This window comes from Acidiferrobacter thiooxydans, from assembly GCF_003333315.1.
GTDB classification, from domain to species: Bacteria; Pseudomonadota; Gammaproteobacteria; order Acidiferrobacterales; family Acidiferrobacteraceae; genus Acidiferrobacter; species Acidiferrobacter thiooxydans.
Genome location: NZ_PSYR01000001.1, coordinates 886,645 through 910,712, shown reverse-complemented (window position 1 = coordinate 910,712; position 24,068 = coordinate 886,645). Strand labels below are relative to the sequence as shown.

The following is a 24,068-nucleotide window of genomic DNA, read 5'->3' as shown; positions in this document are numbered from 1 at the left end:
CTCCTTGTCGATTCAGCTTTCAACACGCCCGAGCGCCAGACGCCAGGAGCGCGGCACGGACCATACGCGTAGCATGGCCCCGAGACCTAGATAGGCGATGCCCATGAACCATGGCGCGACCGGGAAAAATGCCAGCGCCACGAGATAGGCGATGGCGGCGCGCATCAAAAGATGGGATGGCAAAACATCGATCCCGCGGCGCTTCATATCGAACCGCTGAACCACGGTCAGCACCGTCCAGCGCAGGACCACGGCCCATGCCACACCGATCAGGCCGAAGGTTTGTGTCAGGAAAAACACCGTCATGGCATAAAGGGCGAGCGCCACGACTTGGGCACGCATATTGCTCGTCGCCGAATCGCGCGCCACGGCGAGACTCGACTGCACGAGTTCGACGGCCTTTACGAGAATCACCGCGGTGAGCACCGCGAACACCGGAAAGGCCTGCGTGTAATTGCGGTTCAACATAAGCGGCATGAGCCACGGCAATACGGCGGCCGCGGCAAGACCCATAAGCGGCAGGACGGCAAGGTTGACACGCACAATCTCCAAGGCCTTGGCGTGACCGGCGCCGTGATCGGCCTGGGAAAAGTGCGACAGCAATACCCGCGAGAGCATATGGACGGGCTTGTTTAGCACATTGAACAAGGTGAGCGCCAAGACGTAGACGCCAAGATCCGCAAGACCCAGGACGTGGCGTATTACCAAACGATCAGCAAGCTCCCCTATGGCGAATACCGAAGACCCCAGAAACACCGGCAGCGCCGTGCCCCAGAATGCCCGCCGCCAGGCACCAGGCCAGCGCAGTCGCGGCAGTCTTCGGGTCAAGGCATAGCCCACCATGGCCAAAGCCGTGCTATAGGCCCCCAACACCTGACCGAGAATGGGGGCCCAATAGCTGTGATCGGCGAACAGCAGGACGAATATCCACGCCGAGGTCGCAAGCGACGCGAATACCAGCGCCAACGCCTCGCGTCGTCTCCATAGGCGTGCACGCGCGGCACTCAATCCGACACTAAAGACCTGGTAAGCAGGCAGCGCAAACAGGGCCGCAGCCAAGACCTTGAACGACAGGAGATAAGCCACGCCCGCGGCGACATATAAAAGGCCCGATATGCCGGCCAGCCTCAGCATCATGAACGCGAGGAATTCCCCGTCGTCCACCGCCCCGCTCGCCACCCACTTCACGGTCGCGGGTGCAAGCCCAAAACTCGACGCATAGGCGCCAAACAGAAAATACGCCTGAAACAGGCCATAGATCCCAAGATCGGCGCGCGACATATCGCGGCTTATGAGGACCGTAAGACCAAAGGTCACGATCGAGGCCGCGACATTGGCGCCGTACAAGGTCCCTGCGTAACGCATGATTTCGCGAAGCGTCACCGGACCCCCGCTTCGGCATCCCGCCACGCATCCGCTGCCACCGCCGTCGCACCTTGTGCCCCTAATCCCTTCATCCGAGATCTCCGCCCATCCGTGGGCTGTAAGCGCGCCCTAGCCGGCCGCGGCTTCGGCCTTGTCGGTATAGCGTAGGAACCGTGCCGGATTGCCGATCGCTGTCGCGCCACTCGGCATAGCCTTGGTGACCACGCTTCCGGCCGAAACGATGCACTGACTACCGACATCGGCCATGATCAGCGAGCCCTCGCCAAGCCAGCTCCCATCGCCGATCCGCACCGGCTCCAGATGCAGGTCGTTGGCGCGAAAGTCACGCCCCCGCCGGCCGCCTCCATGCTGGTACTTGCCGCTCAATACCGACACCCGGCTTGCCACCATGACCCCGTCGCCGAGGCGCGCCGTCCCTATAATGGTAAAACTACCGATGCCTACCCCCTTTCCGACCTCCGCCTCCGGGTGGGAAAAAAACGAGCCGAACCCGACCGCCAGATCGAAGTGGCAGACCTTGAGCGTCTTCATGTAAAACGATGCCCGGAGAACTTGGCCGACGCGTCCCGGCCACAGGCTCAAGAACTTCGCCGACACATCGAAGGCCCGCTCCGAGCCCAACAGGCGGTAGGCTAGGACCGACGGTACCCAAAACGGCCATGTGACAAAATGGACGAGTGATACGACTACCGCCTTCACTTCGTATCGCATGGCGTTTCAATATCCCCCATGAGGACCGGGGCCTCATGTAAGTAACGGGTCGTCCGGCGCTTGGCCTCGATATCGGCGTAGATGCGCGCGGCCGCCACTTGGTCCAACCCCAGGGCCACGGCGAGTTCGGCGGCGCTACGGCCCGCATCCCGGTAGGCGAGCGCTACATCGAGCTGCGCGTATGGTAATGCGAAATAGAAATCCTCCTGTTCCTGAGGCAGGCTGTAGGTATCGCTCGTCGGGACCGACTCCACGATATCGCGCGGCAGACACATATGCCGGGCAAGCCCATAGACCTGGGTCTTATAGAGATGCGCTATGGGCTTTATGTCGGCCGCGCCGTCCCCGTTCTTTACAAAAAACCCCTGATCGTACTCAAGCCTGTTGGGGGTGCCCACGACCACATAGTTGAGCCGGTCGGCATGGTGATATTCGACATTCTTGCGGACCCGTTGCTTGAAATTGGTAGCCGCCACAATCGCGAGATATTCTTTGAGGCCCAGGCGCCGCTCGATGCGCTTACCATCAGGCCCCGCCACGATGACATGAAAATGATTGAATTGCCCGGACAGGCCCCCTGTGATCACAAGCTTGTTACGCCACTCGTCACGATACTCCGGCACCGCAGCGCGGATCGCGGCATCGCGTCGCTCATAGCAGTCGAGCGCCACCAGCGCCTCGGTGATATCCTTGCGTTCATAGGGCACGCCAAGCATGTCCACCACCTGCATGGCGAGCCGTTCGGATTCCGCCGAGGACTCACGTTCTGGCAACAGCAATGCGAGCACGCGCTGCGGGCCCAGGGCATGCGCAGCCAGCGCGCAGCATACCGCGCTATCCACGCCCCCCGACACGGCCACCACCGCGCCGCGCCTGCGAAAACGCACCACAGTCTCCTTGAACCGCTTTGCGATCGACTCGATCTCTCGATCGTAGTCGAGCGCGAGCAGCGCGTCTCCATCGAGTTCCTTGGCCGGTTCCATGCGGGGACTCCTATGCGGTCATGGACGACGCCCGACGGAACGTCTTGCGTGTAATGAACTGCTCGATCGCGTCGAGACTGTCGAGGTTCTCCGGGGTCATTTCCGCGTCCTCGACCCGTATTCCATAACGTTCCTCGAGAAATGCTATGAGCTCTATCACCCCTGTCGAGTCGATGATTCCGAGATCCAAAAACGAGGCGTCATCGGTAAGCGCCGCGTCCTTCAAGCCCATGAGAAAATTCTCCGAAATGTAATCCTTGACGCAATCCCTTACGCTTGTCATCACACGTGCTCCCGCTCTTCCTTAAGAGGTTGTTTTCCCATTGCCACAACGCCGACCGCCTTGTCCCCTGCCCTGGCGCGCGCCGCCGCGGCAAGACCGGTCTTGCGGATCTTCCCGGTATCCGTCTTGGGTAACGCCGACACGATGTGCACGACTTTTGGCACCATGTAGCTCTCCAGATATTCATGGCAGTGCCGCACGATATCCCGTTCCGTGACTCGCGCATTAGCGTCCACCACCACAAAGGCATGGACGGCCTGACCCAGGACCTCGTCATCCACGCCTATGACCGCGGCTTCCCGGACCGCAGGCATCGCGTACAGGACGTTCTCCACCTCCTTCGGACTCACCTTCTCGCCGCGACTCTTTATGATGTCGTCCGATCGCCCTACGAAGTAGAGATAGCCGTCCTCATCCATGTGAAACACATCCCCCGTGTGCAGGACCCGCTCACCCGGATAACGCCCCGGCTTCAAGCGCTGCGCCGTCTCCTCGGGTCGCCGCCAGTAACCGCGCATGACATGGCTGCCACGCACCACGAGTTCCCCCACGGAGCCGGGCGGCAAACGCCGACCGTCCGCATCGATCAGGTAGACCTCCTGATTGGGCATGCCCCGACCGACACTGGTAGGTCGGCTCTCGAGCTCTTCCGGTGCCAGGTAGGTCACGCGCTTGCACTCGGTCAAGCCATACATGGAAAAAATGCGGGCCTTGGGGAAACGCACCTTGAGCCGCTTGATATGCTCAGGCGGAAGACTCGCTGCGGTATTGGTGATCGTGCGCACGGCCCGCCAGTCATAGGCATCCAGAATGCCCTCGCGTCCGAGTAGTATGGAAAATATGGTGGGAACGCCCGGAAATACCGTAACCTGTTCCTGCGCCATAACCTTCACGACCGCCGCAGGAAACGCAAACGATCGCTCCAGGATCACGCAGGCCCCTACCATGAATCCCATCAACACCTGATAGAGCCCATAGTCGAAGGCAAGCGGCAGGCAGCACAAGATGCGATCGGCCGCCGTAAGGCCAAGATACCCAGACACCGATCGCGCCGCGCTCACCATGTTGTGATGCGTCAACATGACGCCCTTGGGCGAGCCTGTGGAGCCCGATGTATAGATGATCGCGGCAAGATCCTGATCAATCGTGGCCACCTCCGGACACGCGCCGGCCGACGCCACCTCGTCCAGTATGCGGGCACCGCGCCCCGTATCACGCTTGTCGCCGCCATTGACGATCACTATTGACGGCCGGTACGTCTCCCAGGCGGTTTCGTAGACCGATCGCAGGTGGCTGTCACCCACGAACGCAGCGGCCTCGGCATCCTTGAGGATGAACGCCAGCTTATCGGACTTGGTAAGCGGATTGACCGGTACCATCACCGCCCCTGACTTCAAGATCCCATAAAGAGCGACGACCGCTGCCACAGAATTGTCCATGAACACCACGACTCGATCGCCACGTGCCACACCATCTTTTATCAAAGACGCGGCCAGAGCATCGCTGCGTTGGTTAATTTCACGATAACTGGTCCGCGCGCCTGCCGATACCAGCGCCAGTGCGTCCGGATGCTCCATAGCCTTTCTTACAAACGCATCATGCAGCAGCATCATGGCTCCCATTCATCCTGCCAACACAGTCGGCAACTCATCCACCATGCGCACCCCGGAGGCATCACGCTCAACGAACTGCTCGTGAAGAAGCATCGTGGAATAAATGCCCACAAAGGCCATATTGTCCGCGAAGCCTATTGCTTTCCCCTGGCGGCACTTCTCGAACAGCTTACCGGCGGCCTCAGCATCGAAGTATCCGACTTCTAGTAGTCGCTTTTTTTCAAAAGCGTGCGCTACGCCTTCATCGGGGATCCCCTTGTGAAAAAAGCTTGCGCTATCGGGGGCCCGGTATGGTTGCTTGGGCCGGTCGCAGATGGCATCGGGTATGCGTCCGCGCCCCAGGCGCTTTAGGATGTACTTCTCCTTCAAGCCCATGAGCTTGTAGCGCGATGGCAGCCGATTGGCGTATTCAATGACTTTGGTATCGAGAAACGGCACGCGCGTCTCGACGCTATTGGCAAGCGCGACCCGATCCCCTTGCGAACTGAGAAGATAGCCGGACAACAACGTACGCGCCTCGATGCACTGGTCGACGCACAGGGCATCCCAGGCTTCGTGGTCGGCCGGCAGTAACGCCCGCCCCTCCTTGGCGTAATCAAAATCCATGGCCGCCCTGAGATCGGGATGGAGAAATTGCAGGCTGCGCCGCGTCGTCTGCCATCGTGGCCAGTGCCCAAAACCGGGATAAGCGGCCTGATCAAGCCCTTGCCCGAAGAACTTTTGCGCATAGGCCGCGGACGTCGCCGGATGGGCGCTCAGGTAGGGATAGAGGCGCGCAAGGAGCGCCGGGCGCATACGCGATTGCGGCACGCGCGCCCAGAAGCGGCGCACGCGCGCCTCGCGAAAAATATCGTAACCGGCCAGCGTCTCGTCGGCCCCTTCTCCCGTCAGCACGACCTTGATTCCGGCCTCATGTACATGGCGCGACAACAGCATCATGGGGACCGGCGCCGTGCGCAATATCGGGCTCTCGGCATGCCATACGGCGCGCGCGAAGGCCTGCGCAATGTCCCGGGTGCCCACGGTGACCTCGGTGTGACGCGTACCATGGCGGTCGGCGACCGCGCGCTGATAACCTCCTTCGTCAAACTCCCGATCCGCGAAACGCAGCGAGAATGTTGGTGGCGGGGCCTCCATAATCTGCGTCATGTACGCGACGATCATGGCGGAGTCTATGCCACCGCTCACATAGGCGCCGACCGGCACGTCGGAGCGTACCTGGCGCGCTACCGCCGCTTGCAGGGCCTCATCCAGGCCGGCGAGACATTCCTCGAAGGTGCGTCTGTCAGCGGCCGCGCGTTGCGCGAATGCCCAATCCCAGTAGCGATGCTGGCTTTGGCGGCCGTCGGCCTCGAATACCACGACACATCCCGGGCGCACGCTCTGCACGCCGCTAAATACGCTGCCGGGCTCGGGCACGCCCCAATAGGTAAAGACCCGGGCCACACCGTCCCAATCGAGCGCGCGCGGGATCTCCGGACAGGCAAATAGCGCCTTTACCTCGGAGCCAAAATAGAGCCGTGCGCGCGCGCGGTGGTAAAAAAGCGGCCGTATGCCCACCCTATCACGCGCCAGGACCAGCCTTCGGCGCCTGACATCCCAAAGCGCGATGGCGAACTGCCCATTCAGGTGGCGAGGAAAGTCATCGCCATACTCCTCATAGAGGTGCACGATCACCTCGGTGTCGCTGTGCGTCGAAAACGCATGCCCGCGCTTTTTGAGGAGGCGTCGCAACTCTATGTAATTGAATATCTCACCATTGAACGTCACCCACACCTGGCGATCCTCGTTTGCCAGCGGCTGGGTACCGCCGGCAACATCGATGATGCTAAGTCGCGCATGGCCCAGGCAGCAGCGACCATCGATATAACAGCCTCGGCCATCCGGACCACGATGGTGAATACGCTCCACCATACCGTCCACCTCGGCTGCTGCCGGCGGCCTTCCACCAGAAAACGCCACTATTCCCGCGATACCGCACATACACCGCCCTCTCAAGCGTGGTGGTTGGCCTGAAGCTTCTCCATCTCGGCGCTTACCTGCTTCAGGAATTGCTGGATCTGGTTCTCGCTCACCCTAAGCGATATCCGATTACGCCTCTGAAGTATGGTCACCATGCTTTTCAACAGTGTCTCTATTCCATCCAGACGCGGCTCCATGGACGCCACGGCCTCCGCGAGCTCCTTCAGGTCACGATCGCGCGCGCCGGGGTTACCGTCGAAGCCCACGGCCGACATCGGCCGAGGCGCCTGACGAGAACGCGCGCTAAACGGCTTCCATTGAAGCTCGAGCACTGCGGATTTCACGGTGGCCTCATCCACACCCGCGCTATCATCGGCAAAGGCACAGGTGAGCGCCGTATCGCACAGGGTGTTGATGAGGCGCGGTATTCCGCCCGTGTACTCATAAATGGTCGGGATCGCGTCGCGCGCAAACAGTGCCTCAGGATTCGCGGCACCGGCCACGCGCAGCCTGTGGTAGACATAGTCGGCGGCTTCGGCCTCGGTGAGCGCTGCAATATGAAAACGCAGGCGCACCCGCTGTGTAAGCTGCTCAAGACCCGGGGCATCAAGGGTCTCGTTCAGCTCCGGTTGGCCGACCAAAATGACATGAAGGATCTTTTGTTTCTCCGTTTCCAGACCCGACATCATGCGGATCTCCTCCAAGACCCGTCTGTTGAGGTTTTGGGCCTCGTCGACGATGAGCACGAGCTGCTTTCGTTTCAGGAAGCTCTCGACGAGAAACGACGACAGCATATCCATGAGCTCGACCTTGCCGGCATTGAACGGGTTCAGTCCAAACTCGACGAGCACCGCCTGCAGAAACTGGGTCTCGTCGAGCTGCGTCTGAAAGATCTTGGCCACCACCACATTGTCATCGAACTCTGATAACAGCTTTCTGATAAGCGTCGTTTTGCCCGCCCCCACCTCGCCCGTTATGACAACGAAGCCGTCGCGATTGCGGATGCTGTAGTCCATGTAAGCCTTGGCCCGAGAGTGCGCCGCGCTCATGTACAGGAAATCCGAATCCGGCGTGATCTGGAACGGATGCTCCTTCAAACGAAAATGATCGAGATACATGGCTAATAGAAGATCGCGTTGGTGTAATGAACGAAAGGATCCGTGCGCATGCGGTTGGGGTTCGTGAGGTACGATATACCCACGATCGCCCGCCACTCGGTATAGGAAAGCACCGAGTCCGTGCTTATGCCCCGGTCGTACATCCCCTCGAGGCTCACACTTAAGTCCGGGGACAGACGATAACGGACGCGCATGCCGCCACCGTAATCGCGCGTGTTGGCGTTGTAGTCCAAGTAGTGGACCTTGACATAGTCTCCAAATACGGAATCTGTCAGCCGGTCGGAAAAGTCGTAGCCGATATTGAACACGCTCCCTTCAAGCTGCTGACTCAAGGTCGCGGTCAAATAGCGGAGATGCTGCCAAAAGGCCGTGACGCGATCGACGCCATAGGGACGGCGATACTCGTAACTGAGGTTGGCCATACGCCCGTAATACAGGCCCCCGCCCACGATCTGCGCGGGATTCGTGGCGATCGGCACGATCAGGTTCGGTGCCGGCGCCTCGAGCAACGCATAGCGGCCGGCATCCCCATAGCTACGATCCGCCGATGCCAAGAGTTGCGAACGCGGGCCCAGGCGATCGGTAAGGGCAATACGCGCAAGCGTGCCACTCAAGACATGGGTCTGTCCGGTCTGCTCAATACGGGTGCGACCTCCTTGGGCGCTCACCCCGACGCCTTCTATGCGCGTATCGATGCCCAGGAACACGTCCTGGCGCCGGTAATCCGGGTTCACGATGGTATTGTTATAGCGCACTATCGACGGCACATAGTTTATGGACGCCTCCGTGGTGCGTGAAAACGCATGCACGAAGCGCGTCTCCGCCAACCAGCGATAGTTGCTGGTGGAATAGGTCTGCGGAAAGGTCGATGGCTCCTTCTGGTAATAGAAGTTGCGGTAACGCAAATCGACCTTGAACGCATCTATGGGATCGACATACCACGAGAAATTCGGGCCCGCCGAGAACGCGTTGGTGTTCTGGAGATTCGTCGGCGTCATCACAAACCGCGGATCTATGGGCGCTTGTGTGAAGATGTCGCGTTCCGAAAGGCTAAACATCTTCGGCAGGACGATGTAGTGGGTGAGCGAGTTCACCCCGAACAATACATCGTTCCCATAGGTCCCGCGCGTAAATACACGCCCCATCGCCTCCAGATCGAGATGGGTATCGAGACGGCGGCTGTGCTTCTGATAAGAAAAGAGCCCGCGAAACACGTTTATGTATTCGTTTTGCCTGTCGGTATTGGATCTGTATATGTTGTTCGTATAGATACCGTTGTAGCCGAGCCCATACTCGATATGGGCCGCGTTCGCCCTTATGGACACCACCATAAGGGCGAACGATCCCATACCCAGCACCCTTGCCATGCGGGTGTATTGTTTAGTTTTACGCACGCTGTTAGTTCCAGATGACACGACGCGGCTGTGGCTCGTCGTTGAAGACAACCCCCAGGAACTTTTGCTCGTCGATCCCCTTGGCAGCGCTCCAGATCTGCGACTCTGTCACCTTGCCGTAGGGTACGACCAGCAGCACGAAGTCGGCGATCTCGGCCAGCACGGAGGCGTCAGCAGCCTCTGCCGGAGAGGCCGCATCGAGGACGATATAGCGATCCGGATAGCGGTCCCGCAAGTGCGCGATCAGATCGCGCATGCGCCGTGAGTCGAGATGCTCGGTCCCGGCATCACTCTTGCGACCGGCCGGAATCAACCGAAATCGAGGCAGTCCCCCTTCGTGTATGATCTGGCCCACTTCGACATCCTCGGCCTCAAGGTAATCGGTCAGTCCGTAGTGGATGTCGCCACCCACCAGACGATCCTGCTGAGGGTCGCGCAAGCGGCAATCAATTAACAAGGCGGTCTTGCTCTCGTCGAACGCAAACGCCGCGGCAAGATTCAACGCCACGAAGCTTGCACCGCCGTCTGGCACCACGGATGTCACGAGAACGACGCAGTTTCGGGGACCCGCATTCTGCAGTATGTGGGTCCGCATCTGCCGGAACGATTCCACCACTCGGGCATCCTCCATTTCTTGATAGATGATCTTGGCCTCGCTCAGATCGGAGCGCTCCATCTGAAATTTCTGCGACATCCTCGGGATCTGGGCGGTGTAGGCCGCGATATCCTTGGCGCTCAGAATGAGCGGTCTTTCCTGGGCGGCTGCCGAGGCAGTGGTCGGCGTCGCCTGCGCGACGTCGTCCATGGCACGGGCCTTCTGTAATGCTTTTTCGACTTTGCTCATAGTGTTCTACCTGAAAGGACGATGCTGACGGCGATGAATAAAACGCTGAACATAAGGACGCCAAGCCAATGGACGCTCCGGCGGGCCGATAGTGCCTCACTCGGGGCATAGAGGTGTGGCACTACCGCAAGCAACGGCAGGTTCAAGGTCTCTGGGATGACTGCCTCGGCGCGCACCCGAGCATCCATCTGACTGCGGCCATAGAGCAGACCAAAAGGCAGGATGAGGCCAAGGACGATTCCCCCTATGACAAACAGACGGAACGGAGGTCCTATCGGCTCTATCGGGCGCGTCGCCGGCTCATAGACGCGAAACGAGAGGGCCTGCTGCTGCTTGTTCAGGTTAAGGGACACCCGCGCCTGTTCGCGGCGCTTCAATAGACCATTCAAGGTCTGGCGATTGGCGGCATAGTCGCGCAGGAGCGTGGACACCGCAGATGACCCTTGAGAGGCATGCAAGGCCTTCATCTGCGTACGCAGGAGGGTCTGAGATTCCATGGTCTCGGCCTGCAAGGTGGCGACGCGCGCCTGGGTCTCGTCTAGCTCGTGCTCGAGCTTGCGAAAGAATCGACCCGATCCGACCGCGAAGGCGAACGGCTGCTGGCCGGGATGCAGGACCTTCTCGCGGGCCGTTAGATGGGCGAGCTTCGTGCGCAGGCCGTGGATCTCGGACATGAGTGTCTGGATACCAGGGTAGGTCCGGCGGTAATAGAGCTGCAGCTTTTGCAGACGGGCCTCGTCTGCGATCAGACGCGAGCGATCCAGACCTTCCTGGGCAATGATCGAGTTCGTCCGGCCGTGGCCGGTGAGCTCATGCTCCAGGGCGCGCACGCGCCCCTCATCCTCTTTGAGCTCGATGCGGCCCTTGTCGTAGGCCATGCGCAGGTGGGCAATACGCCGCCTTTCGTAACGCGCGAACGTATGGTCGGCATCGAGGGTGTTGGCCTTTAGTTTCTTGATCTCCGCGCCTTCGCGGGCGAGGCGGTGACGATAACTTGCGACCTCCTGATTCAGGAAGGTATAGGCGCCCTGCGCCTGCGCCAAGGCCGCATGCCGGTCTTGCCCGATGAACTGGGCGACGACCGCCTGGGTCAAGTGGTAGGCACGCAGGGGATCGGTGTCCTTGAAGGACACGCTTATGAGATTCTTGCCGAGGTCCATGACCGAGGCATTGCTACGCACCGACGCCAGTATCCCGGCCGTTTTGCGCGGTGACATGGACTTCTTCAAGAGGCCCACCTTGGCCATGGCCGGCATGAGGATCTCACGGCTCGTGATGAGGTCCTGGGCGATCTTGGCGCGCTGCTGGCCGACATCAGGTTGGTAGGCCGCCCCCTTGATGAGCGGCGCTATAAGGCGCTTGTTGTTGACGAGAATCAGGGATGTGGATTTGTAGGCGCGCGGCCATAGCAGTCCCGTGATGGTCGCCAACGCCGTCACCGCGATAAACGTGCCGGCGACGAAGCGGCGGTGCGCGAATGCCTCCTTGCCGAGAATATGGGCGTTCTGCTCGAATGTCAGTCTCATACGTTGTCCTTAATATCAGATGCGTGACTTAGAGGAGGCGCTCGGGGACGGTGATGATGTCCCCAGGCCGGAGCCGATAGTTGGTGCCAAGCCGTCCTTCACTCAATATGTTACCGAGCCGCACATGTATGACCCGCTCGGAGTGCCCTACGACGCGATGGATCTCGGTGTCATTGGCGGCCGCAAAGGTATTGACGCCGCCGGCGTCCAGGATCGCGTCCAGCACGGTCATGCCGGGCTCGTAGCGTAGCGACGCCGGGTGCTCGACAGCGCCGGTCACACGGATCCTGTCCCGGTAACTGTCCTGAACGACATGCGTGACGATGACGGTCACCTGCGGATCGCGCACATAGTAGGCAAGCTTGGTCTTTATGGTCCGCGCGACACCCGAGGCGGTATGGCCGGCAACCAGCACGGAGCCTATAAGCGGCATGGATATACGCCCGTCCGGGCGCACCGGCACCGTCTCCGAGAGGCGCTTGTTATGCCACACGGAGATCTTGATGACGTCGGCAACCGCTAGGCGGTAATGGGGCACGGGCGCATGGGCGGTGGCCGTCATGCGCGGGGCCCCGCCCGCCGTCGACATCGGGGCCTGCGCGCAAGCACTCAAACCCGCCAGCGCGAGAGTGGCGACTAATAGCTTTGGCTTCATCTGTTCCATCCTTGGCTGCATCTTCCTTGTGAGGGCCATTCAACCTTATCGCGGCGGGCTCATCCCTTATATCCGACCAAGGTCCGCCCGCGAGACCCGGTATCTAGCGTGCACCGTCCTGGAAAATCACGACCTGTATCGTCTGAAAGAGGATGATCAGATCCAGAAACAGGGTGTTGTTCTTGACGTAGTACAGGTCATACTTCAGCTTTTCTATGGCGTCCTCCACCGAGGCGCCATAGGGGTAGCGTACCTGCGCCCAGCCTGTGATGCCGGGCTTTATGGTGTGGCGATAACCATAATAGGGGATGTCGCGCGCGAGCTTATCGACGAAAAATGGGCGTTCGGGGCGAGGCCCCACGAAACTCATGTCGCCCCGCAGGACATTGAACACCTGGGGCAATTCGTCGATACGCACCTTACGGATAAACGCCCCGATACGCGTCACGCGGCTGTCATTGTGGCTGGCCCACTGGGGCGTCCCGTCGTTTTCGGCATTGACACGCATGCTGCGGAACTTGAACAACGGAAACACGCGCCCGGCCTGGCCGACCCGATCCTGCCGGTAGAGCACCGGGCCATTGTCCTCGAACTTGACCAGGATAGCCGTGATCACCATGATCGGCAGGCACACGATCAACAGCGCGATACTGGCGGCGACATCAAAGATACGCTTGATCCAGGTCTTCAGTACCCCTTGCTCGAAACCATCGGCAAATACGAGCCAGCTCGTGTTGAGCGACTCCAATTCGATCCGCCCGCTCTCACGCTCGAAAAACGTCGTAAGATCCATGACACGGGTCCCGGCAAGCTTACACTCGAGCAATTCATTGACCGGCAGGGTCTGTCTGCGATCACGGCTCCCGACCACGATCTCGGTGACACGATAACTGCGGGCGATGGCGGCGAGCGACTGATCGCTGCGCAATACCAGAAGGCCGCCCCTGTCTTCCCGCTCACCGCAGGGCATGAAACCCACGACCTGAAAACCGGGGCGCCCGGGACTCCCTTGGGCGAGCGCTTGAATGGCACGCGCGCGCCTACCGGTGCCCAATACCAACACCTGGCGATGGACGGCCGCGCGGTTGGCGACGGCCAGGTACATAAGTCGTGTCAGTATCGTCCCGCACAGGGCCACGAGTACCACCGAGGCCAGCACCGCTGGCGGTAGCACCAATGAAGGCAGGATGGGCAGCAGTGTGCAAAAGACCAGAAAACCCAGGGAGAGGCTCACGATAAGGCGCGGGAAATAGCCCCACTGTCCCTCTTTGAGTTCACGCTGATAGAGGCCGAACGCGGTCATGACGACCCACATCACGACTACGAACAGCAGCGCCCTGCCAGAGGTCGCGGTAAGGTGGGCCTGCGTTGCAAATCCGCCGTAACGGACCTGCGAACCCAAATACAGCGCGCCCCACAAGACAAATACCTCGGAAAGCCCCAGGATCACGAGACCCTTGGGCAGGTAATGCCGAAAGATACGAATCACGTTACGTCCCTGTAACAGCTCAGCATGCCGCCATTTAGCGGCGCCGGCCGTCGCAAGGCAATCCGACCTTTCGGCCACCGCAACCGGCCTTGCTCGATCGGGCGCCGGACCTGCCAAGACGCGGCGATCGACCCATGCCTGCACCCGGAAATCCCCAGGGCGCAGAGGCCCGATGATCGCTGCCAGCGCTCATGGACCCTGGACCGTTGGGCGTCTCCGCCATCCCCGAGAGGACCGCCGCCTGGGCATAGCGCCTAACACTCGCACAACCACCGTCAGGGGACGACGCCCGGGGCCTGACGGCGCCCGGGAGTCGGTCGTGCGCCTACACGGGCGGCCATGCACGGGCGACGCGGGCCACTTTTAGGACCTAATGGCCGTGGCGATGATGAATATCCGGATAATGGGGATGATCATGCACGAGCGGTTCATGAACGTGGCGATGGACATGCGGTTCACGGCGGTCCCACGGAAAATCATGCGCATGCTGGTGGTGGGCGTCATGCGCGTGGCGGTGACTATGCACCAGGGTCTCATGGCCGTGGACGTGGGCGTGGCGCTCGGCGAGGTGCAGCCATAAACCCACCGCCATGAGGCCGGCCGCCACCCAGAATACCGCGCTCGCGCTCTCGTGCAGCCATAGTAAGGCCATGATGGCGCCGACGAACGGCGCCGCGGAAAAATACGCACTCGTGCGCGCGGTCCCGATATGCCGCAACGCCGTGACGAACAAGGCCAGGCTGACGCCATAACCCAGGAAGCCCACCAGACCTGCGGCCGCCCCGATGGAAAACGAAGGAAAGGGCTCCCCGAGCAGCAGGGCCACGGCAGTATTCACGCTCCCCGCCGCGACACCCTTGATGGCCGCGATCATGACCGGATCACCGGCCGATACCCGTCGCGTGAGATTGTTGTCGAAGGCCCAGCACAGGCAGGCCCCCATGACCGCCAATGGACCCAGGATCGAGGTCGGACGAGCGTACGCCTGCCCCGTCAGCAGCGCGCCCGCAAGCGCGATCAACACCATGCCCCACACGATGCGCCGATCATGATGTTCATGAAACACAAACCACGCGACGAGCGCCGTAAATACATTTTCCAGATTGAGCAATAACGAGGCGCCGGCGGCCGACATGCGCGCCAGCCCGAGCATCAGCAGGATGGGTCCCAAGACACCGCCGAATACGATCGCGGCGGCAAGCCACGGGATATCCTGGCGCTCCATGATGCCCGTCCCGACATCGCGCATACGCCGCCACAGCCACACACCCAAGAGACCGGCCCCGGCGCCGAGATAGAGCAGACCGGCGAGCGCCACGGCGGCCACATGCGCGAGCAGGGCCTTGGCAAGCGGGGTGCTGGCGCCAAACAAAATCGCGGCCGCGAGCGCGCTTGCGATACCGGGAGACAGACGCGGTGCGTTCACACAGCCATCCTTACGCTCTCCTGACCCAACAGTCTTTGATGGCGGCCGGCGTCCGACCACGCACCCGCCATCACCCCCGCCGCTCCTCACGATCGCGATCGCGCAGCCGCATCAGCCGCTCCCGGATGCGGATCTCAAGACCGCGGTCGGTGGGCTCATAGTAGACGGCGGGGCTCATGGTGTCGGGGAAATAGGAGACGCCGGCGGCGTAGGCCTCGGGCTCGTCGTGCGGGTAACGGTATTCGCGCCCATGGCCCTGGGCCCGGGCGAACGCCGTCGGGGCGTTACGCAGATGCGCGGGGACCGGCAATGTCCCGTGAGTCCGGACGTCCTCGGTGACTGCCTGGAAGGCCCGGTACACGGCGTTGCTCTTGGGGGCCGAGGCCAGATACACCGCCGCCTGGGCGAGCGCCAGATCGCCCTCGGGGCGGCCCAATCGATCGAAGGCCTGCCAGGCATCGAGGGCGATGGTCAGCGCGCGTGGATCGGCGTTGCCGACATCCTCGCTCGCCGCACGCACCAGCCGCCGGGCCACGTAACGGGGATCGCAACCCCCATCAAGGAGCCGCGCCAACCAATACAGGGCTGCGTCGGGGCTCGAGCCGCGCACCGCCTTATGAAGCGCGGAGATCTGGTCATAGAGGAGATCCCCGCCCTTGTCGAAACGTCGGTAACGGGTGCCGGCGGCGCGGCGCACATGCGCCTCGTCGATGACCACGGCGTGCGCCTGTTCAGCAAGTCCCGCCGCCATCTCCAGCAACGTGAGCGCGCGGCGCGCATCGCCATCGGCAAGCTCCGCGATAAGGGCCAGCGCCGCGTCGGACGCCGTCTGCGCCCGCGCCAGACCCTCGGGTGCCCCCAGGGCACGCGCCAATAGCCGTCCCAGATCCGCAGGCGTCAAGGGCTCCAGGACGTGGAGCCGCACACGCGATAACAGCGCGGCGGTGAGCGCGAACGCCGGGTTTTCTGTGGTGGCCCCGATCACGACCACCGTGCCTTCCTCGAGAGGGCGCAGCAAAGCGTCCTGCTGGGCGCGGCTGTAGCGATGGATCTCGTCTATGAAAACGATGAGGCCGCGACTGTGCGCACGCGCCGCACGCCCTCGCTCCTCGAGATCCTTCAACTCGCGCACGCCGCTCGTGAGTGCGCTCAAGATAACGAACTCCCCGCCGGAGACCTGCGCCAGCAGGCGCGCGAGCGTGGTCTTGCCACTGCCCGGCGGCCCATAGAGGATCATCGGATAAGGATGGCCACGCTCATAGGCGATCTTGAGCGGCGCATCGTCGGCAAGCAGCGATTCCTGCCCGACGAAGTCGGCGAGGGTGCGGGGGCGCAGGCGTTCCGCGAGCGGCGTATGCACTACTGATAGACGATGGCCGTATGCGGTGGCGGCCGGAAGTGAAACGTGGACGACGGCAGGGTCATGTTCCAATGCAGGTCATGGAGCCGGATATCGGTCGTCTGGCCCATCGCATCCGCGACTACGATACGCCGGATACGCACCCCGCGATAACCGATACGGATCCAGCGAAAGCCCTGACCGCGACCGCGCGGCCGCAAACGAACCCAGCGCAGGCCATCGTGATCCGCAAGCGTCTGCACTGCAAAGAGCCCCGAGAGGTGGCCATCGCCGGCCAACAGCAACGCCGGAGTCCGACCGAGGGCCGCCGAGGCCTTATAGCGCGTCGCTTGCGCAAGCCCCGGGTCGTACAGCCAGACCTGTCGGCCATGACCCACGATCTGCTCGCGGTACGGCGCCGCATAATCCCATCGAAACCGCCCCGGGCGCTCCAGCCAGACCTGGCCGTGGCCACGGCTCACCACATGGCCATGCCGATCGCGCACAATCTGCGTGAACCGCCCATGGAGGGTATGGACAGTCGCGAAGAATCGCGCGAGGTCGGCGCCCAACACCGGTGCCGGCACCAACACCGTCCACCACAATACGATCCGCAAAAAACGGCGGCCCATCATCCTACCTCCGGTGGGGGCGGCGCGAGCACCTCGCGACTGCCATTTGACTGCAGCGGGCCGACGACGCCGGAACGCTCCATCTGCTCGATAAGCCGTGCCGCCCGGTTGTAGCCTATGCGCAACCGCCGCTGCACGCCCGACACCGAGGCGCGCCGCGTCTCGGTCACGATGCGCAGGGCCTCGTCGTACAAATCGTCGGCCTCGCCATCCTCGCTCCCGCCCTCGACCGTCCCTTCGCCGGTCTCGTCGGTGGCGAATATGCGCTCATCATAGACCGGTGCCCCGGTCTTTTTCAGGGCCGACACCACCGCATGCACCTCGGCATCGGCCACGAACGCGCCGTGGATACGCTGCGGAAATCCGGTCCCGGCCTGCAGGAACAGCATATCGCCGTGACCTAACAATTGTTCCGCCCCCATCTGATCCAGGACCGTGCGCGAATCGACCTTGGCGGATACCTGGAAGGCGATACGCGCGGGGATGTTGGCCTTGATGAGGCCGGTAATGACATCGACCGACGGCCTCTGGGTGGCGAGTACCAGATGGAGTCCCGCGGCGCGCGCCTTCTGCGCCAGACGCGCGATCAGTTCCTCGACCTTCTTGCCCACCACCATCATGAGATCGGCCAACTCGTCTATAACGATTACCACATAAGGCAGCCGCCCCATTTCGCGCACCTCGCCCTCGGGTGCCTGGGGATCGTTCAGTATCTCCCCGCGCGCATGCGCTTCGTCATAGCGCTTGTTGTAGCCCGCAAGATTGCGGACCCCAAGGGCGGCCATGGCCCGGTAGCGACGGTCCATCTCGCCTATGCACCAGCGTAACGCCTGGGCGGCCTGTTTCATGTCCGTGACCACCGGCGCCAAAAGATGCGGCAAGCCGTCATAGACCGCAAGCTCAAGCATCTTCGGGTCGATCATTATGAGCCGCACATCGGCGGGTGTGGCCTTATATACGAAGCTCAATATGAGGGCGTTCAGGCACACGGATTTACCGGAGCCTGTAGTGCCCGCGATCAAAAGATGGGGCATGCGCGCAAGATCGGTCACGATCGGCTGACCACTGATATCCTTGCCGAGCGCAAGCGCAAGCGGCGAGGCGATGGCCTCATAAGGGCGAGACGACAGGATCTCGCGCAGCCGCACCACCTCGCGGCGTTCATTGGGGACCTCGATGCCGATATAGGTCTTGCCCGGAATATTCTCGACCACGCGTACACTCACCACAGACAGGGCACGCGCCAGATCACGTTGGAGTCCCGTGATCTGGCTGGCCTTGATGCCGGGGGCGGGCTCGATCTCGAAGCGCGTAATGACCGGCCCTGGATGCACGGCCTCGACCTTGACCTCGATATGAAAATCCAGCAGCTTCTTTTCGAGCAGACGCGACATGGCATGCAGCGACTCCTCGGAGAAACTCGCCTTCTCGCCCGACGGCAGATCGAGCAGCGAGAGCGCCGGAAGGCCGGGATCGGCGGGCTCCAGAAAGCTCGTTTGGCGACCGCGGGCGGCGCGCACCCCCTCGATCGGCTCCACGGCCGGCTCGATACGCGGGGGCGCCGGCCGCCTCAAGGCCTTGCGTCCCTTCTGTACGGTCTCCTCGCGCTCCTGGCGCGCCTGCCTGCCACGCCAGCGATCGGCAAGGGTGCCGAGGCGTGCCGCGACCCCCGACACCGCACCAAACGCCATGTCACCCAGGTAATCCATGACCCCGAGCCACGAAAGCCCGGTGGCCAGCGTGAAGCCCGCGAGGAACACGGCGAGCAGAAACAAGGTCGCCCCCAGCGGATCTATGATCCTCGAGAGTGCGCTCGAGGCAAGCCCGCCGAGCAGCCCGCCGGCCCGGAACGGTAGCGACGCCGGTCCCCGGAAGTCGAGGCTTGCCAGACCACAGGCGCCCACGAAGGCGAGCGCCACGCCCAGGGCCGTGACCTTGGGAGAATGCCCGGGGGCCGCCACGCGCGGCCGTAACAGACGCACGCCGCCCCACGCGATCAGGATCGGGATCACATAGGCCGGCACGCCGAGCACGGCCAGCAGACCGTCGGACAGCCACGCCCCGGCAAGCCCGCCGGCATTACGCACAGTGCCATTTCCACTATGGGACCAGCTGGGATCGCCGGGATGAAAGGTCGCCAGCGTCACCGCCAGATACAAAGCCGCCGCCAGGATCACAAACAGCAGTGCCTCGCGCACGAGGCGCGACGCTGCGGGCGCCAATGCCGCGCGTTCGCGCCTAAACCGCGCCTGACCCATGACCGTCGCCCCGGTATCGCGCGCTGCGCCCCTTCATGACATCATGGCGGCCGCCACCGCTTCGTGAGTGATGCGCCCTTCGCGTACATTGACTCCGCCGGCAAGCCGCGGATCATCGACCCCATGGGTGGCCAGGATCTGCACATAGGGCAGGAGCACCGCCGACAGCGCCTGCGAAGCCGTACGCGGTACAGCCCCTGGCATGTTGGTCACCCCAAAATGGACGACACCCTCCTCGATATAGGTCGGTGCCCCATAATCCGTTGCGTGCATGGTCTCCACGCACCCCCCTTGATCGATGGCAATATCGACGATCACCGCACCGCGATGCATGGCGCGCACCATGGGGCGGGTTACGACATGCGGGGCGCGCGCCCCAGCCACGAGCACCGCGCCGATCACAAGATCCGCCTCGCGCACCGCCGCTGCCACGGTCTCTTCATAGGCGGGCAGGGCCGTGACATTGGGACCAACCGCCATCATGGCGCTCTGGCGCGCGCGCAGCTTGTCGAACACCGTCACGCGCGCGCCCAGCGATGCCGCGACGCGTACCGCATTTCCCCCCGCCTCACCGGCACCGATGACGACTACGTGCCCGCGCTCGGTGCCTGGCAGGCCGCCGAGAAGGATGCCACGACCGCCGCTGCGCGCATGCAGGAGCTGCGCCCCGATCTGCACCGCCAGCCGTCCGGCGATATCGCTCATAGGCGCCAGCAAGGGAAGCAGGCCGTCCTGAACCACGGTCTCGAAGGCCACGGCCACAAGCCCTATCCTTTGCAAGGCCTCGGTGAGCGGGCGATTCGCCGCCAGATGGAGGTAGGAAAATAGGATGTGGTCGGCGCGCAGCCGCCCCCACTCCTCGCCGACCGGTTCCTTGACCTTGACAATGAGCTGCGCCGAGCGAAACACCGCGGACGCGTCCGCGACGATATGCGCGCCATGCGCGGCATATTCCTGGTCCTGGAAGCCGCTACCGTGGCCGGCCCCCGCCTCCAGGAAGACCTCATGACCCTCCTGAACCAGCGCCGCCACCGCATGTGGCACTAAGGCCACCCGCGCCTCCCATGGCTTCACTTCCCGTGGCACCCCTATGCGCATCATTTCCTCCGATCCCTGCCAGTCTAACGGGCTTTGCACGAGCCCGCCACGGCGCGTTGATCCGGGCCGACAAAAGGGGCAGGATGGGCCTATAATACCTGATCGTTGCGACATCCGAGGTCTGTCATGTCATCCACTCGTCACGCCCGCCTACTCATTCTCGGCTCGGGTCCCGCCGGGTACACCGCCGCCGTCTATGCGGCGCGCGCCAATCTGCGCCCGGTACTGATCACGGGCCTCGAACAGGGTGGCCAGCTTATGACCACGACCGAGGTCGACAATTGGCCCGGGGACGTCGAGGGATTGCAGGGGCCAGACCTCATGGAGCGTATGAAGCGCCACGCCGAGCGCTTCCAGACCGAGATCATCTTTGATCATATCCATACCGCCGATCTCGGCCAGCGACCCTTTTCCCTGAAGGGCGACGCCGGCGAATACACATGCGATGCCCTCATCATTGCCACCGGCGCATCCGCCAAATACCTCGGGATACCATCGGAGGAACGCTTCCGGGGGAAAGGGGTGTCGGCCTGCGCCACCTGCGACGGCTTCTTTTACAAGGGTCAGGCCGTGGCCGTGATCGGCGGGGGCAACACCGCCGTGGAGGAGGCCCTGTACCTCTCGGCCATCGCCTCCGAGGTGGTCGTCGTCCACCGCCGGGACCGCTTCAAGGCCGAGGCGATACTGATCGATCAGCTGATGGCCAAGACCCGCGACGGCAACGTCCGTATCGAGTGGAATGCGGACCTAGACGAGATCCTCGGCGACAAGAACGGCGTGACCGGCATCCGCATCAAAACCCCCGGCGGGCCCAAGGACATTGCGGTCCATGGCGTGTTCGTGGCCATCGGGCACGCACCCAATACCGGTCTTTTCGAAGGCCAGATCGACATGGTCAAGGGCTATATCAAGACCGGCCATATCGAGGGCCATCTGACCGCGACCAGCGTGCCGGGGGTGTTCGCGGCCGGCGACGTGCAGGACTTCATCTATCGCCAGGCGGTGACCTCGGCCGGGAGCGGCTGCATGGCAGCCCTCGATGCCGAACGCTATCTCGGGACGCTCGCGGGGAATGATAGTCATGGCGGACAACCCTGACGACACACCATCCTCTTTCGCGCGCGCCATGACCGGCGTGCGTAAGCTCGCCCAGGATCGGGTCGCACCGTTTCGGCCGCGCCTGCGCCCCATCCCCTGGCAATCGCGGCGCGACCGCGAGGCGGTGATCGTCGAGATGCTGACGTTCAGCCCGCAGGACATCGACCTTGCGACCGGCGACGAATTGTTGTTCCGGCGGCCGGGTATCGACAAGGAGACCATGCGACGCATGAAACGCGGGCAATTCGCCCTCGAAGGCGAGCTCGACCTCCATGGGCTGACCGTGGAGCAGGCGCGCGCGGCCTTCGCCGCGTTCCTGCACGAGGCGATACGTCAGGGACTGCGGTGCGTGCGCATCATTCACGGCAAGGGTCTGGGGTCGGAGGCGAGACTGCCGGTGCTGAAGGGCTTCGTGAACCGCTGGCTTCGGCAGACAAACGCCGTGCTCGCCTTTTGTTCGGCGCGCCCCGAGCAAGGCGGGACTGGCGCTGTCACCGTACTGTTGCGGCGCCGATCCTAGGGCTTGCGGGGTCCGTCCAGGAGCACGACGGCATGCGCGCTCATGCCCTCCGCGCGGCCGGTGTAACCCATGCCTTCAGTGGTGGTCGCCTTGACGTTGACACAATCGACGGCCACGTCGAGATCGGCCGCGAGGTGCTCTGCCATACGTCCCACGAATGGCGCCAGACGCGGGGCCTCGGCCACTATGGTGGCATCCATGTTGACCACAAAGAGCCCCCGCTCCTTGATCATGGCGACCACCGCACGCAACAGCATGCGGCTGTCGCAGTCCCGGTAGCGGGGATCCTTGGCCGGGAAATGTCGCCCGAGGTCACCGAGCGCGGCGGCCCCGAGACAGGCGCTCGTCACTGCATGGGTCAACACATCGGCATCGGAATGACCCGCGAGCCCGCGGGGATGCGCGATCGTCACCCCGCCCAAGATCAACGGCCGCCCCGCGACCAGACCGTGCGCATCGAACCCCTGCCCTATCCGCATATCGCCGTCATCTTCCTTCTTGTTGGGATTTCTGCCATGCCAGATAGATCTCGGCCAGGACCAGATCCTCGGGCGTTGTGATCTTGATGTTGTCCTGATGACCGGCCACGAGTCGCGGCCGGCCTCCCATGCGCTCGATGGCGCTCGCCTCGTCGGTGACGAGTGCCTGTGCCGCCACAGCACTCGCCAACGCTGCCTGCAACCTGCCAAAACGAAACACCTGCGGCGTCTGCGCGAGCCACAGATCGCGACGATCGATGGTGGCGGTGATCCCTTCGGCCCCGCCACGCTTGACGGTGTCGGCCACCGGGCGTGCGAGCAGCGCCCCGTCGGGGGCATCGAGCGCGGCCTCATAGAGGCGTCGCAGATCGCTACCGCGCACACAGGGACGAGCGGCATCATGGACGAACACGAGATCATCCTCCGCCGCCTGATCGGTCAGGGTGGCAAGCCCGTTCAGTACCGTGAGGGCGCGCTCGGCACCCCCGGTGAAGGTCAGGAGCGGGGTCGTAAGCGACAGGCGCAGTTCGGGCCAGTAGGGATCCTCGGCCGCGAGGCCCACGGCGATCGCGCGCGCGCCGAGATCGTCGAGACGACGCAAGGTATGCGCCAGCACCGGTACGCCCGCAAGCGGGAGGTACTGTTTGGGTTGGGGAGATCCGAGCCGGAGCCCGCGGCCGGCCGCCGGCACGATCACAAAGACACGCGGAGACGATGTCACACGCCCTCGGACCCCACACCGATCGAGGACCGAATGATGTCGCGGGCGGCCTCGACGGTCACGCCCTGGACCGCCGCCAGCTCGCGCGCCAGATATCCGTCCGCCATCTCCAAAAGGCGCGCCTCCTCGAATGACAACCCGGCCCCGGCTTTGAGGCGCATCAGATCGCGCACCGCCGAGCCCACCTGGAGAACGCCGCCGGACTGGATGCGACGCTCAAGATCCTTGTAATGCTCGGCCCAATGTCCCGACGGGCGCGCACTGCTCTTGTCGGCCAGGACCTCCAGCAGGTCCTTCACATCCTTGCCGCGCAGCAGCGGGCGCAGGCCGTTACTGACGGCCTTGGTCTTGGGGACCTTGATCGTGACGCGATTCTCGGGGATACGGATGACATAACAGAGCTCGTGCTCGACCCCGAACACCACCTCCTCCATAGCCTCTATGACTCCGACACCGGCAGAGGGGTAGAAAACGTCCTGTCCTACCTCGAACTCGCGCTCCTTCTTCATGAGAACCTGACGACGCGCATCGTG

At 62.8% G+C, this 24,068-nt stretch carries 22 protein-coding genes; 2 read left to right on the top strand and 20 right to left on the bottom strand.

Annotation, left to right across the window (positions count from 1 at the left end; all coding sequences use genetic code 11):
- Nucleotides 1-12: 12 nt before the first annotated feature.
- The 17 genes from C4900_RS04525 to ald form a co-directional block, all read right to left on the bottom strand.
- On the bottom strand, nucleotides 13-1,383 hold the full coding sequence (locus C4900_RS04525) for a lipopolysaccharide biosynthesis protein (RefSeq protein WP_065971104.1): 1,371 nt from the start codon (nucleotides 1,381-1,383) through the stop codon (nucleotides 13-15).
- A 111-nt stretch (nucleotides 1,384-1,494) separates the two neighbouring features.
- Nucleotides 1,495-2,097 carry an acyltransferase gene (locus tag C4900_RS04520; protein WP_083995933.1) on the bottom strand — a complete coding sequence of 201 codons (603 nt, stop codon included), beginning with the start codon at nucleotides 2,095-2,097 and terminating at the stop codon, nucleotides 1,495-1,497.
- Nucleotides 2,082-3,080, bottom strand: coding sequence for an NAD(+) synthase (gene nadE, locus C4900_RS04515; RefSeq protein ID WP_114282403.1), 999 nt, complete (start codon nucleotides 3,078-3,080; stop codon nucleotides 2,082-2,084). The genes C4900_RS04520 and nadE overlap by 16 nt, the downstream gene beginning before the upstream one ends.
- A 10-nt stretch (nucleotides 3,081-3,090) precedes the next feature.
- Nucleotides 3,091-3,363 (bottom strand): acyl carrier protein, encoded by a 273-nt coding sequence (locus C4900_RS04510; protein WP_065971098.1) that lies wholly within the window; start codon nucleotides 3,361-3,363, stop codon nucleotides 3,091-3,093.
- Nucleotides 3,363-4,976, bottom strand: a complete 1,614-nt coding sequence (locus tag C4900_RS04505; RefSeq protein ID WP_211306763.1) for a class I adenylate-forming enzyme family protein — start codon at nucleotides 4,974-4,976, stop codon at nucleotides 3,363-3,365. The genes C4900_RS04510 and C4900_RS04505 overlap by 1 nt, the downstream gene beginning before the upstream one ends.
- Nucleotides 4,977-4,985: 9 nt before the next feature.
- Nucleotides 4,986-6,959, bottom strand: coding sequence for an asparagine synthase (glutamine-hydrolyzing) (gene asnB, locus C4900_RS04500; protein ID WP_065971094.1), 1,974 nt, complete (start codon nucleotides 6,957-6,959; stop codon nucleotides 4,986-4,988).
- A gap of 11 nt (nucleotides 6,960-6,970) precedes the next feature.
- Nucleotides 6,971-8,035: an ExeA family protein gene (locus tag C4900_RS04495; RefSeq protein ID WP_170132407.1), complete on the bottom strand. Its 1,065-nt coding sequence runs from the start codon at nucleotides 8,033-8,035 to the stop codon at nucleotides 6,971-6,973.
- A 23-nt stretch (nucleotides 8,036-8,058) separates the two neighbouring features.
- The gene (locus tag C4900_RS04490) at nucleotides 8,059-9,423 is read right to left on the bottom strand and encodes a hypothetical protein (protein ID WP_141689310.1); all 1,365 of its coding nucleotides are present in this window, start codon (nucleotides 9,421-9,423) and stop codon (nucleotides 8,059-8,061) included.
- A 31-nt stretch (nucleotides 9,424-9,454) separates the two neighbouring features.
- A complete protein-coding gene (locus C4900_RS04485; protein WP_114282401.1) occupies nucleotides 9,455-10,294 on the bottom strand; it encodes a P-loop NTPase family protein in 840 nt (279 codons plus the stop codon).
- On the bottom strand, nucleotides 10,291-11,820 hold the full coding sequence (locus tag C4900_RS04480) for a hypothetical protein (protein ID WP_065971085.1): 1,530 nt from the start codon (nucleotides 11,818-11,820) through the stop codon (nucleotides 10,291-10,293). Before C4900_RS04480 ends, C4900_RS04485 begins: the two co-directional genes overlap by 4 nt.
- 28 nt (nucleotides 11,821-11,848) lie before the next feature.
- On the bottom strand, nucleotides 11,849-12,475 hold the full coding sequence (locus tag C4900_RS04475; protein ID WP_065971138.1) for an XrtA/PEP-CTERM system exopolysaccharide export protein: 627 nt from the start codon (nucleotides 12,473-12,475) through the stop codon (nucleotides 11,849-11,851).
- A gap of 103 nt (nucleotides 12,476-12,578) precedes the next feature.
- Nucleotides 12,579-13,964, bottom strand: a complete 1,386-nt coding sequence (locus tag C4900_RS04470) for a TIGR03013 family XrtA/PEP-CTERM system glycosyltransferase (RefSeq protein WP_170132406.1) — start codon at nucleotides 13,962-13,964, stop codon at nucleotides 12,579-12,581.
- A 370-nt stretch (nucleotides 13,965-14,334) separates the two neighbouring features.
- The gene (locus tag C4900_RS04465; protein WP_277612559.1) at nucleotides 14,335-15,390 is read right to left on the bottom strand and encodes a DMT family transporter; all 1,056 of its coding nucleotides are present in this window, start codon (nucleotides 15,388-15,390) and stop codon (nucleotides 14,335-14,337) included.
- Between the two features lie 70 nt (nucleotides 15,391-15,460).
- The gene (locus C4900_RS04460) at nucleotides 15,461-16,750 is read right to left on the bottom strand and encodes a replication-associated recombination protein A (RefSeq protein ID WP_114282398.1); all 1,290 of its coding nucleotides are present in this window, start codon (nucleotides 16,748-16,750) and stop codon (nucleotides 15,461-15,463) included.
- Complete coding sequence (gene lolA / locus C4900_RS04455; protein ID WP_083995927.1) at nucleotides 16,750-17,364, bottom strand: outer membrane lipoprotein chaperone LolA; 615 nt, start codon at nucleotides 17,362-17,364, stop codon at nucleotides 16,750-16,752. The genes C4900_RS04460 and lolA overlap by 1 nt, the downstream gene beginning before the upstream one ends.
- A complete protein-coding gene (locus tag C4900_RS16585) occupies nucleotides 17,361-19,619 on the bottom strand; it encodes a DNA translocase FtsK (RefSeq protein WP_065971078.1) in 2,259 nt (752 codons plus the stop codon). Before C4900_RS16585 ends, lolA begins: the two co-directional genes overlap by 4 nt.
- 33 nt (nucleotides 19,620-19,652) lie before the next feature.
- Nucleotides 19,653-20,717: an alanine dehydrogenase gene (ald, locus tag C4900_RS04445; protein ID WP_065971135.1), complete on the bottom strand. Its 1,065-nt coding sequence runs from the start codon at nucleotides 20,715-20,717 to the stop codon at nucleotides 19,653-19,655.
- A 126-nt stretch (nucleotides 20,718-20,843) separates the two neighbouring features.
- Between ald and trxB the strand changes: the two genes are divergently transcribed.
- Together trxB and C4900_RS04435 are read left to right on the top strand one after the other, a co-directional pair.
- A complete protein-coding gene (gene trxB, locus C4900_RS04440) occupies nucleotides 20,844-21,815 on the top strand; it encodes a thioredoxin-disulfide reductase (RefSeq protein WP_065971076.1) in 972 nt (323 codons plus the stop codon).
- Nucleotides 21,799-22,335: a Smr/MutS family protein gene (locus C4900_RS04435; RefSeq protein ID WP_065971074.1), complete on the top strand. Its 537-nt coding sequence runs from the start codon at nucleotides 21,799-21,801 to the stop codon at nucleotides 22,333-22,335. Before trxB ends, C4900_RS04435 begins: the two co-directional genes overlap by 17 nt.
- Here the strand turns inward: C4900_RS04435 and ispF are convergent.
- The 3 genes from ispF to C4900_RS04420 are packed head-to-tail and all read right to left on the bottom strand — an operon-like array spanning nucleotide 22,332 to nucleotide 24,044.
- A complete protein-coding gene (gene ispF / locus C4900_RS04430; RefSeq protein WP_065971072.1) occupies nucleotides 22,332-22,814 on the bottom strand; it encodes a 2-C-methyl-D-erythritol 2,4-cyclodiphosphate synthase in 483 nt (160 codons plus the stop codon). The two genes, C4900_RS04435 and ispF, sit on opposite strands and share 4 nt — an antisense overlap.
- A 7-nt stretch (nucleotides 22,815-22,821) precedes the next feature.
- A complete protein-coding gene (gene ispD / locus C4900_RS04425; protein WP_114282395.1) occupies nucleotides 22,822-23,535 on the bottom strand; it encodes a 2-C-methyl-D-erythritol 4-phosphate cytidylyltransferase in 714 nt (237 codons plus the stop codon).
- Nucleotides 23,532-24,044: a CarD family transcriptional regulator gene (locus tag C4900_RS04420; RefSeq protein WP_114282393.1), complete on the bottom strand. Its 513-nt coding sequence runs from the start codon at nucleotides 24,042-24,044 to the stop codon at nucleotides 23,532-23,534. Before C4900_RS04420 ends, ispD begins: the two co-directional genes overlap by 4 nt.
- Nucleotides 24,045-24,068: the final 24 nt, after the last annotated feature.